At 62.3% G+C, this 12,939-nt stretch carries 15 protein-coding genes; 9 read left to right on the plus strand and 6 right to left on the minus strand.

The features are described 5' to 3' along the window. Nucleotides 1-112 precede the first annotated feature (112 nt). Both SFY93_RS10195 and SFY93_RS10200 read right to left on the minus strand, forming a co-directional pair. A complete protein-coding gene (locus tag SFY93_RS10195; protein WP_320446994.1) occupies nucleotides 113-1,240 on the minus strand; it encodes a YihY/virulence factor BrkB family protein in 1,128 nt (375 codons plus the stop codon). Continuing rightward, nucleotides 1,240-1,833 carry a phage holin family protein gene (locus SFY93_RS10200; protein WP_320446995.1) on the minus strand — a complete coding sequence of 198 codons (594 nt, stop codon included), beginning with the start codon at nucleotides 1,831-1,833 and terminating at the stop codon, nucleotides 1,240-1,242. Before SFY93_RS10200 ends, SFY93_RS10195 begins: the two co-directional genes overlap by 1 nt. A gap of 316 nt (nucleotides 1,834-2,149) precedes the next feature. On the opposite strand from SFY93_RS10200, the gene SFY93_RS10205 reads away from it, so the two are divergent. Continuing rightward, entirely contained in the window at nucleotides 2,150-3,784 is a 1,635-nt protein-coding gene (locus SFY93_RS10205) for a histidine--tRNA ligase (RefSeq protein ID WP_320446996.1), read from the plus strand. Nucleotides 3,785-3,914: 130 nt separating this feature from the next. Then, on the plus strand, nucleotides 3,915-4,118 hold the full coding sequence (locus SFY93_RS10210) for a tautomerase family protein (RefSeq protein WP_068731140.1): 204 nt from the start codon (nucleotides 3,915-3,917) through the stop codon (nucleotides 4,116-4,118). 76 nt (nucleotides 4,119-4,194) lie between these two features. Here the strand turns inward: SFY93_RS10210 and SFY93_RS10215 are convergent, their stop codons facing one another. From SFY93_RS10215 to SFY93_RS10225, 3 genes are all read right to left on the minus strand, one after another. Further along, on the minus strand, nucleotides 4,195-4,986 hold the full coding sequence (locus tag SFY93_RS10215; RefSeq protein WP_320446997.1) for a thioesterase family protein: 792 nt from the start codon (nucleotides 4,984-4,986) through the stop codon (nucleotides 4,195-4,197). 115 nt (nucleotides 4,987-5,101) lie between these two features. Then, entirely contained in the window at nucleotides 5,102-5,647 is a 546-nt protein-coding gene (locus tag SFY93_RS10220) for a DUF3617 domain-containing protein (protein ID WP_320446998.1), read from the minus strand. Nucleotides 5,648-5,714: 67 nt separating this feature from the next. Next, nucleotides 5,715-6,008, minus strand: a complete 294-nt coding sequence (locus SFY93_RS10225) for a hypothetical protein (RefSeq protein ID WP_068731365.1) — start codon at nucleotides 6,006-6,008, stop codon at nucleotides 5,715-5,717. Nucleotides 6,009-6,175: 167 nt separating this feature from the next. Here SFY93_RS10225 and SFY93_RS10230 point away from each other — a divergent pair, with 167 nt between their 5' ends. The 4 genes from SFY93_RS10230 (at nucleotide 6,176) to SFY93_RS10245 (ending at nucleotide 8,781) form a co-directional block, all read left to right on the plus strand. Beyond that, nucleotides 6,176-6,646 carry a hypothetical protein gene (locus SFY93_RS10230; RefSeq protein WP_320446999.1) on the plus strand — a complete coding sequence of 157 codons (471 nt, stop codon included), beginning with the start codon at nucleotides 6,176-6,178 and terminating at the stop codon, nucleotides 6,644-6,646. 86 nt (nucleotides 6,647-6,732) lie between these two features. Continuing rightward, complete coding sequence (locus SFY93_RS10235) at nucleotides 6,733-7,419, plus strand: ribonuclease T2 family protein (protein WP_175367614.1); 687 nt, start codon at nucleotides 6,733-6,735, stop codon at nucleotides 7,417-7,419. A gap of 32 nt (nucleotides 7,420-7,451) precedes the next feature. Next, nucleotides 7,452-8,312 carry a 23S rRNA (adenine(2030)-N(6))-methyltransferase RlmJ gene (locus SFY93_RS10240; RefSeq protein ID WP_320447000.1) on the plus strand — a complete coding sequence of 287 codons (861 nt, stop codon included), beginning with the start codon at nucleotides 7,452-7,454 and terminating at the stop codon, nucleotides 8,310-8,312. 253 nt (nucleotides 8,313-8,565) lie between these two features. Next, entirely contained in the window at nucleotides 8,566-8,781 is a 216-nt protein-coding gene (locus SFY93_RS10245) for a cold-shock protein (RefSeq protein ID WP_068731145.1), read from the plus strand. Between the two features lie 136 nt (nucleotides 8,782-8,917). On the opposite strand, the gene SFY93_RS10250 is transcribed toward SFY93_RS10245, so the two are convergent. Then, nucleotides 8,918-9,538 carry an outer membrane protein gene (locus SFY93_RS10250; protein WP_068731146.1) on the minus strand — a complete coding sequence of 207 codons (621 nt, stop codon included), beginning with the start codon at nucleotides 9,536-9,538 and terminating at the stop codon, nucleotides 8,918-8,920. Nucleotides 9,539-9,857: 319 nt separating this feature from the next. Here SFY93_RS10250 and uvrC point away from each other — a divergent pair, with 319 nt between their 5' ends. From uvrC to moaD, 3 genes are all read left to right on the plus strand, one after another. Next, on the plus strand, nucleotides 9,858-11,951 hold the full coding sequence (uvrC, locus tag SFY93_RS10255) for an excinuclease ABC subunit UvrC (protein ID WP_320447001.1): 2,094 nt from the start codon (nucleotides 9,858-9,860) through the stop codon (nucleotides 11,949-11,951). A 121-nt stretch (nucleotides 11,952-12,072) separates the two neighbouring features. Next, a complete protein-coding gene (pgsA, locus tag SFY93_RS10260) occupies nucleotides 12,073-12,684 on the plus strand; it encodes a CDP-diacylglycerol--glycerol-3-phosphate 3-phosphatidyltransferase (RefSeq protein ID WP_089261825.1) in 612 nt (203 codons plus the stop codon). After that, on the plus strand, nucleotides 12,681-12,932 hold the full coding sequence (gene moaD / locus SFY93_RS10265) for a molybdopterin converting factor subunit 1 (protein WP_068731149.1): 252 nt from the start codon (nucleotides 12,681-12,683) through the stop codon (nucleotides 12,930-12,932). Before pgsA ends, moaD begins: the two co-directional genes overlap by 4 nt. Nucleotides 12,933-12,939: the final 7 nt, after the last annotated feature.

Here is a 12,939-nt window from a genome sequence, read left to right on the forward strand (position 1 = left end):
GACAAAGGTCCGGCCGCGAGCGCTCCCGGCGCTAAGTACCCGGCCAACCTTAGCATTATTGTTGATTCGGAAAGCAGGGCCGGGAGAACTTGCCCACTGGTGCTTTTGCACCTCAGGTGCTGGCGCGGCCCAGCGTATCGGCCATGGCGGCGCCGCGCGCGCCCATCGGCCGTCCAGGTCCGACGGTGGTATCCACGGCGGTCTGGTGTTCGATCTCGGAATTCAGTTCGGCCCCGCACAGAACGATGATCGCGGACATCCACATCCACATCATCAGGCCGATGGCGGCGCCGAGCGAGCCGTAAGTGACGCTGTAATTGCCGAAATTCGACAGGTACCAAGACAGCAGGGCCGAGCCGGTCAGCCAGAGCAAGGCGGCGACGAGGGTGCCGATGCTGAGCCATTCCCAGCGCGCGCCGGGGCGGCTCGGACCGAAGCGGTAGAGGATGCCGAGTGCCAGCACGACCACGAGCAGCAGAAGTGGCCAGCGGGAGAGGCTGATGATCGTCTTGCTGTCGGTGGCGAGACCGATCCGGTCCAGCGTCAGCGGCAGCGCAACGACGGCGCTCACCATAAGAAGGAGCGCGGCGATGGCACCGGCGGTGAAAGTGAGCGAGAGCATATTGAGCTTGATGAAGCTGCGCTTCTCGCGCTCGCCATAGACGACATTGAGCGCATCGATCACGGCCTTTACGCCGGCATTGGCGCTCCACAGCGCCAGCGCAAGGCCGAACAAGAAGGTGAGGCCGAGTTTGGCCTGGCCATTGGCGAGCACGCGCGCGATCTGATCCTGCACGATCTGGAACGAGCCGTCCGGCAGCATCAGCGCCAGCGTCTGCAGATTGTCGGAGATCGTCGAGGCATCGGCGAACAGCCCGTAGCAGGAGACCAGTGCGGTGATGGCCGGAAACACGGCGAGCAGGCCGAAGAACACGACCCCGGCCGCAATCGCCAGCAACCGGTCCTCATTGATTTGCTCATAGGTCCGCCACAGCACGTCCTTCCAGCCGGTCCATGGAATCTGCAGCGGACTGGACGAATGGCGGCCGCGGCCGGATTGGGCGAGTTCGCGGGTGAATGTCTGGGGCGGCGGGATGTCCGTCTCGCCGATCGGTTGCGAGTCATCCGCCACGGACCTCTCGGTATTGCGTGTCGAGAAAAAGCTCTGCAACGCGAGCACGGCAAAGGTCGTCGCTGCGACAAGCAGCAGACCGTCCGTATCGGATCGGCGGACGGCCATCAGGCGTTCGCTTTGCTCGCGGGTCTGCGGGCAGGGGCTGGCTGCGCAAGGCTGCGGCGCCGGGCGAAAGCCCAGCCGGCAAGCGTCGCGGCCAGAACGAGGCCGGCTTTGACGGGGCCATTGTTTGGCAGGGGCTGAGCTGGGCGCGTGCTCGGCCTGAATTCATTGGGTGCGGCCGCGCGATGCGGTGCGGCCGATGTGACCTGCTCATGCTTGCCGGGGCTCGCATTGATCGCGACGCGCAGTCGGCTGCCCAGACTCGGAAACTGTTTCGTGGGGCGCTTCAAGCGACTCGCCGCGAGGATGGCGAAGAGCGCAGCGAGCACCAGCAGCAGTCCGCCGGTTGCGCCAAATGCCTGAAACAGGCCATAGCGCAATTCGACCCAGCGAAACAGCGCGGCGGCGCCCACCAGCAAGGTGGCGATCAGAAAGACGCCTGCGGCAGCATAAAGTCCGGCAGCGACCGCATAAGAGACCGCGATGCCCTGGGTCTGCTCACTGCGGTCACGGACATAGGACGACGTGGCGCGCTTGACCTGATTGAGCTTGAGCGCCAGCCCTGTTTGTAGCAGGGCGCTTGCGAGCGGTGACATATTGAAAGCCTCGTTCTGCGCCGGCAGATGTCTGAAATGGTATCGCGGCCGGCATTTGAAATTGAACGGGGAGGCATGACGAAGGTTCCGCGACCATTGCTGTCATTCCGGGGCGCGTCGATCCGCGAAGCGGGACGGCGCGAACCCGGAATCTCGAAGTGATGAGCGCCCCTTCGCAACCGGTTCAGAAGTGATGAACATGCGGGGATTCCGGGCTCGCGACCGCCGCCTTCGGCGTCGCTCTCGCCCCGGAATGACGAGTGGGTTTCCACCGCTACGCTTGCCGGTTCCTGTCCACGCTGGTACGACCCCGCTCATGGCTGACAAACCCAAAAAACCCCAGAAACTGCGCGCGCGTCTGCCGCGCGGCCTTGGCGACCGCGGACCGGCTGATATCGCCGCCACCCGGCGCATGACCGACACCATCCGCGAGGTCTATGAGCGCTACGGCTTCGAGCCGGTCGAGACCCCGACCATGGAATTCACCGATGCGCTAGGCAAATTCCTGCCGGACCAGGACCGGCCCAATGAAGGCGTGTTCTCGTTTCAGGACGACGACGAGCAGTGGATCTCGCTGCGCTACGACCTGACCGCGCCATTGGCGCGCTACGTCGCCGAGCATTGGGACGCGCTGCCGAAGCCGTATCGCAGCTATCGAGCCGGTTACGTCTATCGCAACGAGAAGCCCGGCCCCGGCCGCTTCCGCCAGTTCATGCAGTTCGATGCCGACACGGTGGGCTCCGCTTCGCCGGCGGCCGATGCCGAGATGTGCATGATGGCGGCGGATGCGATGGAGAAGCTGGGTATCCAGCGCGCCCAATATGTTGTGAAGGTCAACAACCGTAAAGTGCTCGACGGTGTGATGGAGAGCATTGGCCTCGGCGGCGATGAAAATGCTGCTCGACGTCTTATCGTACTGCGTGCCATCGATAAGATGGACAAGTTCCCAGTTGATGACATTAAGAAGTTGCTCGGCGCCGGCCGCTGGGATGGCGGTGAGGAAGGCAAGGGCGACTTCACGAAGGGCGCGGGTCTTCAGGAAGAAGATGCCGGTCTGATCATCGATTTCGTTACAGGTGAAGGTGAGACTTGGGCCGACACCAGTATGTACAAAATGCCTACCAACGACGAGTGGATCAAGACCGGAGCCGAAATGGCGGAGTACACTTCGCTTCCGGAAAAGCCAGGTACGTTTTTCTACTCAAACGATCGACTGCTATCACACTGGTCTAAACTCGTTTCAGATTCAGAGGTTGGCAACGAGGGCATCAAAGAGCTCCGCAAAATGCTGACACTTATGGAGTCGGCGGGATATGGATCGAAGCGCTTTCGAGTAACGGCAGAGACAGTCCGCGGCCTCGAATACTACACCGGCCCCGTTTACGAAGTTGAACTCACCCTCGAAACCAAAGACGAAAAGGGCCGTCCCGTTCGCTTCGGCTCCGTCGGCGGCGGTGGTCGTTACGACGGTCTCGTCTCGCGTTTCCGCGGCGAGCCGGTGCCGGCCACCGGTTTCTCGATCGGCGTGTCGCGCCTGCAGGCAGCGCTGACGCTGCTTGGCAAGATCGATACGACGCCGCAGCCCGGCCCGGTGATTGTCACCGTGTTCGGCGGCGAGATTGCCGGCTATCAGGCGATGGTTGCGCAGCTTCGTCAGGCCGGCATCCGCGCCGAGCTTTATCTGGGCAATCCCAAGCATGCGCTTGGCCAGCAGATGAAATATGCCGACAAGCGCAATTCGCCCTGCGCCATCATTCAGGGCTCGGATGAAAAGGCCGGCGGCAAGCTGCTGATCAAGGACCTGATTGCGGGCGCCGGGCTCACCGAGATCAAGGACCGCGAGGAATATCTCAGGAAGCAGGCCGAAGCACAGATCGAGATCGCGGAAACCGATCTCGTCAGTGCTGTCCGCAAGATTCTCGACAAGCATGGCGTGAAGTGGAGCGTCTGACCATCAGTTGATCGTCATGCCCGGGCTTGTCCCGGGCATCCACGTCTTGTTTGATGCGGTCGATACGAAGTCGTGGATGGCCGGGACAAGCCCGGCCATGACGAGAGTGAAATCACAACGGGAGACATCAATGCCTGAGATCACGATCAACCTGGCGGCCGGCCGCACCGACGAGCAGAAGAAGGGCATGATGCTCGACATCACTCAGGCGCTGGTGAAGAACCTCGGCGTCACCGCCGATGCGGTCGTCATCCAGATCAACGAGGCGCCGCTCAACAACAAGATGAAGGGTGGCCAGACCTTCGTCGAGCGCGCCGCCGCGGCGAAGAAGTAAACCGCGATCTTTCAGCGCGGCGTTGCCGCGCTGGGGGAGAGGGGACAAGCGCAGTTTCGCTGCGCTAAAGCGAGCTTTATCCAAACACCGCGACGTTCTGACGGCTGGCCATGATGGGCCGGCCGTTTCGATTCCACAGCGTCATCGCCTGGCTGGAATAGCCGCCGGCGATCTGCTCGGCGACATTGCGGATCAGCCACCAGCCGTCGTCGGTGGCGATCTCGTCGGTGAGCATGTCAATCGACCAGGTCATGGTGCTGATCGGCGAGGGCGTTGTGGATCGGACGGAAGCTGCCGGCGGCGGCGCGTCGGCCAAGGCCAGCAGCGCCACCAGCGACGGCTGGATGCCGGGCTCGCGGTGCCGCAGCCACAGCGTCATCCGCGGATCGTCGCTGCCGCTGAACGGGAATGAGCCGCCGACATAACGGCCCTCGATATGCTGTATGAAACTCAACGTCGCCGGGGCATTGCGGAAGAAATCCGGGCAGGTCTCGGGATCTTTCAGTTCCGGCGTTCCGACGGCGACATGCGAGAAGGCGGATTCCCTGGCAGCACCAAAACAGAACATGGCGCGCGTCGCCAGGCCCGCTTCGCCGATCAGATCGACGGTCGCGAACAGCGTCGATCTGCCCTTGCGCAGTACGCTTGCCTTCAGCTGCAACTGCCCCGATGCCGGGCCGATAAAGGCGATCTGTGCGGAGCGTAGCGGCGGCACATCGCCGAATTCATTGAGCGCAGCCTGCATGCACAGCGCGGAGGCCAGCCCGCCATAGACGGTGCGGCCCTGCAGCCAGTCGTCGCTGACATGGGCGATCCAGCCATCGCCGGACTTGGCCATGCCAGCCATCAATGCAGTGAATGCGGTCATTGCGTGTTCCTGATGTTTCCTGTCGCCGGCGTCGTAACGCGCCATTGGGATGATTGGCATCATCTATAGCGGGGAACGCAGCGGTGGGAAACATCCAGTCAGCGAGCGCGCGGCTCTATTGCGGCCGGTGCATGCCCTTCATCTTCTCCATGTCTTTGACATTCATCTTCATGCCGCCCGGCATCATGATGTCACCGGGCTTCTGGTCCGGCTTGCAGGCGCCGAGCCATTTGGCTTCCAGCTGCGTGGTGCTGTCACCAGTATTGGCCTTGGCGCCGCCAGTGCTCTGCGACGTGATCTTCATCGTATAGGCGGAGTTGAAGTCGCCGGTGATCTCGGCATGCGACGTGCTGGTGGTGCCGCCGATATTGCAGACCGAATCCGTGACATAGCCCGTCGCGGTCTTCTTCATCTCGTTCTTCGAACACATATCCTTCGCCATCGGCGAGAAGGTCGTGTTCATGAACTTGTCGGTGGTCTCGTCCGTGCAGTGCTGCATCGTCATGCCGGGCATCCCGGCGCTGCCCTGCATCTTCATTTCCCAGAGCCCGGGTTTGCGTGCCGGCAACTCGATGGGATCGGCGATGGCGGGTATTGCCCACAACATCGCAGTCGCGCTCAAAACGGAAATATTCAACAGTGAAACACAGCGTCGCATCATGCCTGGTTCTCCCCAAGCCGATGAGACGCTGTGTCGCGTGAAAAGGTTCAGTAGCGAACCAAAACGTTCAGTAGCGAACGCGGAGCGGCCGATCCGAGGCGCCATAGGGCACCCAGCGGCAGGCGAATGAGACGTAGGCGCCGTATTCCTGCGGGGCGCTCAGGAATTTCACGACCTTGCCGTAACGCGCACAATGATCAATCGCTAGGGCGCGAATGTCGGTCTGGCTGATCAGGGATGTGGAGATGATGCCGCCGGTGTCATTGCCCTTGAATGGCGGCACCCAGTCGGCCTTGGCCGCGCTGCTCATGATCGCACCGCTCAGACCTGCAGCCAAAATCGCCAACCGAATCATTCGCATCACCGTCTCCATCGTCGTTATGGGCACCTTAGAGGGCATCGGCGACGCTGAAAAGAACGCCGTCCAGGTTCTGACAGAGTTGTGCGCCGGGTGTGGCCGCGGTGCACTTGACCCTGCACGGGCTTCGCGGCACGTTCCGGGAACAATCATCAGACGGCGGATTCCCCATGCACGACCTCATTTCATCCTGGAAGAAAGCCGTCCTGGCTGCCGTTACCGGCGCCGTTCTCGGGCTTATGACCCTGGCTCCTGGCGCACAGGCTGCGAACCTGCTCGAGCTGAACTTCTGGCTGTCCGGGCCGAACTACGAGGGCCGTCTGGCGGATTGCGAAGCTGGTCTCTCGACGATTTCGTCGCAGTTCCAGGACAAGGAAAGCACCTTCTGGAATTCGGCGCTGCAGATTACCGGCTTCAGCCGAGTTCACGAGACCGCCTTCCGCCCTTGGACCTCCGACAACATTCCGCGCCGCTACTGCACCGCCGACGCTATGCTGACCGATGGCAAGACGCGCCAGGTGCACTACTCGATCATCGAGGATGGCGGCTTTGCCGGTTACGGCCAGGGCGTGGAATGGTGCGTCGTCGGTCTTGACCGCGACTGGGCCTATAACCCGCGCTGCCGGGCAGCGAAGCACTAAGCTTCGTTTGCAGATCCAACCCATTTTGTTCTTGAATTGTTCTTGATGCCTGATTAGGTTTGCCCTTCTCAGGGGTGGGGCGCGTCATGTTTCAGGCATTTCGATTTGTCGTTTCGCTTGGGTTTCTCGCGCTCGCGGCGCTGAGCGCCTATCCGGCCTCCGCCCAGGACCGCCGGCAGAATGCGCCGGGCGAATTCGATTTCTACGTGCTGTCGCTGTCATGGTCGCCGAGTTTCTGCGAGGCGGCTCAGGAGCGCGGCGGCAACAACCGCTCGGCCCAGATGCAATGCGGCGGCCGGCCTTACTCTTTCGTGGTTCATGGCCTGTGGCCGCAATATGACCGCGGCTTCCCGAATTACTGCGAGCGTCCGGCCCCGCGGCTGGCACGCAATATCATGCAGTCGATGCTCGACCTGATGCCGGCGCCCGGCCTGATCTTCAATGAATGGGACAAGCACGGCACCTGCTCCGGCCTCGGCCAGCGCGCCTATTTCGAAGCCATCCGCAAGGCGCGCGCCGGCGTCAAAATTCCCGACGAATTTCTCGATCTGCAGCAGGCCAAGACGATTGCGCCGGACGCAATCGAGGAAGCCTTCATCAAGGTCAATCCGGGCCTCAGCAACTCGGCCATCGCCGTGACCTGCGATCGTAACCGCCTGACCGAGGTCCGGGTCTGCATGAGCAAGGATCTCCAGTTCCGCGCCTGCGAGGAGATCGATCGCCGCGCCTGCCGCCGCGACCAGGTGGTGATGCCGCCGATGCGAGGCGGCTAGCTCAACCGGCATTCCTAGCGTACTGCTGGCGCATGAATTATCGACACGCCTTTCACGCCGGCAACTTTGCCGATGTCATCAAGCATATCGTGCTGGTCCGCATCCTGACGCATCTGCAGGAGAAGCCGGCGCCGTTCCGCGTCATCGACAGTCATGCCGGCGCCGGGCTCTATGACCTGACCGGCGATGAAGCCACGCGCTCCGGCGAATGGACCACCGGCATCGCGCGCGCCCTGCAGGCGCGGTTCAGCGAAGCCAGTACTCCGCTGGTCGCGCCCTATCTCGACATCGTCCGGTCGTTCAATGCGCCGCGCGAACTCAAGGCCTATCCCGGCTCGCCGCTGATCGCGCGCGCCTTGATGCGGCCGCAAGACAGCATGGTGTGCTGCGAAGTCGAGCCCACGGCGCGGAAGAAGCTGATCTCTGCGCTGCGCAGGGACGAGCAGGCGCGCGTGGTCGATATCGATGGCTGGATCGGTCTGCCGGCCTATGTGCCGCCGAAGGAACGACGCGGCGTGGTGCTGATCGATCCGCCCTATGAAGACAAGAACGAGTTCGCGCGGATGGCTGCGGTGTTCGAGCAGGTCTATGCCAAATGGGCGACCGGCATTTACATGCTGTGGTATCCCGCCAAGAGCCGCCGCGCCACCGATGAGCTGGCGCAGCACGTCGCCGCGACGGCGGCTGCATCCGCCACGCCCGGTAAATGTCTGCGCCTCGAATTCAGCGTTGCACCGCAAACGGCGGATGGTCCGCTGACCTCGACGGGACTTTTGATCGTCAATCCGCCGTGGAAGCTCGCTACGGAGCTCAAGGAAATCCTGCCGCAACTTGAGAAGCCACTTGGCCTTGGCGGTGCCGGACGCTTCCGGCTCGAGACGGCCAAACCCTGACGTCGCACGGCCTGCGCTGAACTACGCAAACTCCAACTATCAAACGGCGCCGCCAAAAACGGTAGTCAATCCCGGCGGAACCGTATTAAGCTGCTGGCATTATGACTGGCTTTACGTTCCGCTTCCGCGAATGGTTGCGGCGGAGTGACGTGGCCCAAATCGATATTGAAACAAGGCCTAGCTTCCGTGGAGTGAATGTCCGGTCGGTCGCGGTGTCCAGGCGCCGCGGCGGAGCATTGCGGGGAGGGACCCGATGGGCATGAGCGGTACGGTCAAGTTTTTCAATGGCGAGCGTGGCTACGGCTTCATCAAGCCGGACGATGGCGGACGGGACGTGTTTGTGCACATTACCGCAGTCGAGCGCGCTGGCCTGAAGGACCTGATCGAAGGACAGCGGATCACCTTCGAGGTCGAGCCCGACAAGAAGGGCAAGGGCCCCAAAGCGGTCAATCTGGTCATCACGGGATAGCGGCGGATCCAGCTTGGGAGCTGGCCATAAAAAAATCCCGGCCGCAGCGCGGCCGGGAGTGGATGGTGATGGTTTCTTGTACTTGGAGATGAAGTATTGAAGACGAAGTCCGGACGCGAGGCGTCCGGAGCCGGACTTAGAAGTGATAGTTCACGCCGATGCGCACGGTGCCGAAGCTGAGCGCGCTGTCGGTGCCGGTGAGCGTGTAGGTGTTCTTGGACAGATCGACATAGAGATATTCGATCTTGGCGGTCCAGTTCTGGTAGATGCCGACTTCGGCGCCGACACCCGCGGTCCAGCCGACCGAAGTCTGCGACTGCTGCAGGCCGTTGAGCTCGGCTTCGAGGCTGCCGAAGGAGAGACCAGCGGTGCCGTAGAGCAGCACGTTGTTGAAGGCGTAGCCGATGCGGCCGCGCGCGGTGCCGAACCAGGGGTTCGAGAACTTGTAGGTGGCGAAGCGGTCATCTGCGCCAGTGCCCTGCAGATCGCCTTCGAGACCGAACACGATGTTGCCGCTCTGCCAGTTGTAACCGCCCGTCACGCCGCCGGCGATGCCCGAGGGCTTCGCACCGGTGTTGGAGACGCTGCCCCATTCGTAACCGAGAGTGGCGCCGAGATACGGGCCGGCCCAGCTATAGGCATTGAGCGGCTGGGCAACGGTATAGGGGGCGCGCGACCGGTAAGGCATGTCCGCCGCATGTGCTGTTGTCGCACCTGCAGCCACGAGGGCGACTGCCGCGAACGCAAACTTACTCATCTCAACTCTCCAAAATACGCGTTACTGCCGGCCCATGGGAGCGCGCTCGGGATCTGCCGAACGAAGCCTTAGGGTTACGGAATTCGATCTTTTATCGAGACGATTTATCGAGAGTTTTAGATTAAGCGGTCCTTAACGGGCCGCTGCGGCGCCGTATTGACGTTAAAAGAGTCTTACTTTTGGCAATCCGCGAGTTTCCCGGGGCGGGCCGCCAAAATCCTGTGGCCTGCCGCGAGCAGCCGGAAAACCGGCCGTTGCGAGGGCATTTCCGGTCGCACGAATGCTGGCGATGACCCGCTGCAGCGCTTAAATTGGGATCATGATTCAAGACCCCACCGAGCCGCTGCACGAGACATCATCCGAGCCCGCAGCAGAGCCAGGTTCCGACAGCCCTAGTTCCGGGCAGGCCACCCAGGCCACCTTGCAGGCGCCACCCGATCTCGAACCGGAACCCGCGACCGCCGACGACGAGGAAGACGGCGCGCTCCCGGATACTGGCGATGACGATTCCGGCGACGTGGTCGCCGAGGGCCCGCTGGCGATCGGCCGTGCGGCCATCGAACATGCCGTGCGCCATGCCCCGACCTCGCCGGGCGTCTACCGGATGCTGAATGCGGCCAACGATGTGCTGTATGTCGGCAAGGCCAAGAACGTGAAGAAGCGGTTGTCGTCCTATGCAAGGCCGACCGGGCAGGTGATGCGCATCGCACGCATGATCGCGGCGACCGTGGTGGTGGAAATCATCTCGACCGCGACCGAGACCGAGGCGCTCCTGCTCGAGGCCAATCTCATCAAGCAGCTGCGTCCGCGGTTCAACGTACAGCTCCGTGACGACAAGTCCTTTCCGTATATTCTGATCTCGGGCGATCACTGGGCGCCGCAGATTCTGAAACATCGCGGCGCGCAATCGCGGCCCGGCCGCTATTTCGGACCGTTTGCGTCGGTGGGCGCCGTCAATCGCACGATCACGGCACTGCAGCGCGCGTTTCTGGTGCGGTCGTGCACGGATTCCTTTTTCGAGAGCCGCACGCGCCCGTGTCTGCTGTATCAAATCCGCCGATGCTCGGGTCCTTGTACGAGCGAGATCGATTTCCCCGGCTATACCGAACTGGTGCGCGAGGCGACGGACTTCCTGTCCGGTCGCAGCCGCGCGGTGAAGCAGCTATTGGCCGGCGAAATGGAGAAAGCGTCGGAAGAACTCGCCTTCGAGCGCGCCGCGCTGTATCGCGACCGTTTGGCGGCATTGTCTGCGATCCAGTCCCAGCAAGGCATCAATCCGCGCACGGTGGAAGAGGCCGATGTCTTCGCCATCCATCAGGAGGGCGGTTATTCCTGCGTCGAGGTGTTCTTCTTCCGCACCGGCCAGAACTGGGGCAACCGCGCCTATTTCCCCAAGGCCGAGAAGTCGTACACGCCGGAGGAAGTGCTCGGCTCGTTTCTGGCGCAGTTCTACGAGGATAAGCCGCCGCCGAAGATGGTGTTGCTGTCGCATGCCATCGAGGAAAGCGAGCTGCTGGCCAGCGCGCTCGGCGTCAAGGCAGGTTTCAAGGTCGAGGTGCTGACACCGCAGCGCGGCGAAAAGAAGGAGCTGGTCGTCCACGCGCTGACCAACGCGCGCGAGGCGCTCGGCCGCAAGCTCGCCGACACGGCGACGCAGACGCGTCTGCTGGAAGGCATGTCGAAGATGGCGGGCATGGCCACCGTGCCGAAGCGCATCGAAGTCTATGACAATAGCCACATCCAGGGCACCAACGCGGTCGGTGCCATGATCGTGGCGGGGCCGGATGGCTTCATGAAGAACCAGTACCGCAAGTTCAACATCAAGTCCGAGGGGCTCACGCCCGGTGACGACTACGGGATGATGAAGGAGGTGCTGCAGCGCCGTTTCAAGCGTCTGCTGGCGCCGCCGGTTGAAGGTGAGGTGGCAAAGCCCAAGGACGATGATGTGCCGCTATGGCCAGATCTGGTCATCATCGATGGCGGCCGCGGCCAGCTCAATGCGGTCAAGGAGATCTTCGACGAGCTGAAGCTGACCGATGTGACTCTGATGGCAGTGGCCAAGGGGCCGGATCGCGACGCCGGCCGTGAGACGATGTTCATTCCTGGCCGCGATGCCATCAAGCTCGAGCCGCGGGATCCTGTGCTGTATTTCATCCAGCGGCTGCGCGACGAAGCGCATCGATTCGTCATTGGATCGCACCGCACACTGCGCAAGAAGGACATCCGCGAGGCCGGATTACAGGAAATCCCGGGAATCGGCCCAACCCGCAAGCGGGCACTCCTGCACCATTTCGGAACGCTGAAAGAGATCGAGCGGGCCTCCGTAGGCGACCTCGGCAAGGTTCCCGGCATCTCGGCCGAGAGCGCCCGCAAGATTTTCGACTTTTTTCACCGCCAGCCGGTGGCCAGATGACCGCAAAGATGGACGAGACGTAATCTGGCTGTCGCATGCCTTGGGGCAGTTTTGCGGTAAACTAAGCCGCGCCGCTTCGCTGGCGGTTGACCTCTGCGCTCTGGCAGTATTGGTAAGACGGATGACAGTGACCACGAGACGGGCCGCGAATTCCGCGATGTCCCTGCCAAATATCCTGACCATGGCCCGCATTGCCGCCATTCCGGTGGTGGTCGGCTGCATCTATTCGCAGTCGATCATGGATGGCCCGCTATGGCTGCGCTGGGTCGCGCTGGCCGTCTTTATCGGCGCCGCGGTCACGGATTTTCTCGATGGCTATTACGCCCGGATCTGGAATCAGCAGTCGGCCTTCGGCCGGATGCTTGATCCGATCGCCGACAAGCTGCTGGTGGCCTCTTGCCTGCTGATGCTGGCGGCCGATGGCATCATCCATGGCTGGACCCTGTGGGCCGCCATCGTGATCCTGTGCCGCGAAATTCTGGTCTCGGGCCTGCGTGAATATCTCGCCGCACTCCGTGTCAGCGTCCCGGTCTCCAGAGTGGCGAAGTGGAAGACGACGGCCCAGTTGATCGCCATCGGCTTCCTGCTGGCCGGTGAGGCCGGCGATCAGGTGATCCCGATCACCACGCAGCTCGGTCTGTTGCTGCTGTGGATTTCCGCGCTTGTCACCATTTACACGGGCTACGACTATTTCAGGGCTGGCATTCACCACCTCATTGCGGAGGATGCATGAAGGTCGTCTACTTCGCCTGGGTGCGCGAGCGCATCGGCAAGGCCGAAGAGACGGTCGAGCCGCCAGCAGCCGTGCGCACGGTCGGCGATCTGATCGGATGGCTGAGCACGCGCGGCGATGAATATGCCTATGCGTTCGAAACGCCGAAGGTGATCCGTGCCGCCATCGACCATACGCATGTGCGGCCGGACACCGTGATTGCTGGCGCCCGCGAGATTGCATTCTTCCCGCCGATGACCGGCGGTTGATTTTACA

Origin of the sequence: Tardiphaga sp. 42S5 (assembly GCF_034044155.1) — a bacterium.
Classification (GTDB): domain Bacteria; phylum Pseudomonadota; class Alphaproteobacteria; order Rhizobiales; family Xanthobacteraceae; genus Tardiphaga; species Tardiphaga robiniae.

What these genes read in the sequence shown, in the direction of transcription:
- SFY93_RS10195 (WP_320446994.1), bottom strand. Translation starts at nt 1,240, where the DNA reads ATGGCCGTCCGCCGATCCGATACGGACGGTCTGCTGCTTGTCGCAGCG.
- SFY93_RS10200 (WP_320446995.1), bottom strand. Translation starts at nt 1,833, where the DNA reads ATGTCACCGCTCGCAAGCGCCCTGCTACAAACAGGGCTGGCGCTCAAG.
- SFY93_RS10205 (WP_320446996.1), top strand. Translation starts at nt 2,150, where the DNA reads ATGGCTGACAAACCCAAAAAACCCCAGAAACTGCGCGCGCGTCTGCCG.
- SFY93_RS10210 (WP_068731140.1), top strand. Translation starts at nt 3,915, where the DNA reads ATGCCTGAGATCACGATCAACCTGGCGGCCGGCCGCACCGACGAGCAG.
- SFY93_RS10215 (WP_320446997.1), bottom strand. Translation starts at nt 4,986, where the DNA reads ATGACCGCATTCACTGCATTGATGGCTGGCATGGCCAAGTCCGGCGAT.
- SFY93_RS10220 (WP_320446998.1), bottom strand. Translation starts at nt 5,647, where the DNA reads ATGATGCGACGCTGTGTTTCACTGTTGAATATTTCCGTTTTGAGCGCG.
- SFY93_RS10225 (WP_068731365.1), bottom strand. Translation starts at nt 6,008, where the DNA reads ATGCGAATGATTCGGTTGGCGATTTTGGCTGCAGGTCTGAGCGGTGCG.
- SFY93_RS10230 (WP_320446999.1), top strand. Translation starts at nt 6,176, where the DNA reads ATGCACGACCTCATTTCATCCTGGAAGAAAGCCGTCCTGGCTGCCGTT.
- SFY93_RS10235 (WP_175367614.1), top strand. Translation starts at nt 6,733, where the DNA reads ATGTTTCAGGCATTTCGATTTGTCGTTTCGCTTGGGTTTCTCGCGCTC.
- SFY93_RS10240 (WP_320447000.1), top strand. Translation starts at nt 7,452, where the DNA reads ATGAATTATCGACACGCCTTTCACGCCGGCAACTTTGCCGATGTCATC.
- SFY93_RS10245 (WP_068731145.1), top strand. Translation starts at nt 8,566, where the DNA reads ATGGGCATGAGCGGTACGGTCAAGTTTTTCAATGGCGAGCGTGGCTAC.
- SFY93_RS10250 (WP_068731146.1), bottom strand. Translation starts at nt 9,538, where the DNA reads ATGAGTAAGTTTGCGTTCGCGGCAGTCGCCCTCGTGGCTGCAGGTGCG.
- uvrC (WP_320447001.1), top strand. Translation starts at nt 9,858, where the DNA reads ATGATTCAAGACCCCACCGAGCCGCTGCACGAGACATCATCCGAGCCC.
- pgsA (WP_089261825.1), top strand. Translation starts at nt 12,073, where the DNA reads ATGACAGTGACCACGAGACGGGCCGCGAATTCCGCGATGTCCCTGCCA.
- moaD (WP_068731149.1), top strand. Translation starts at nt 12,681, where the DNA reads ATGAAGGTCGTCTACTTCGCCTGGGTGCGCGAGCGCATCGGCAAGGCC.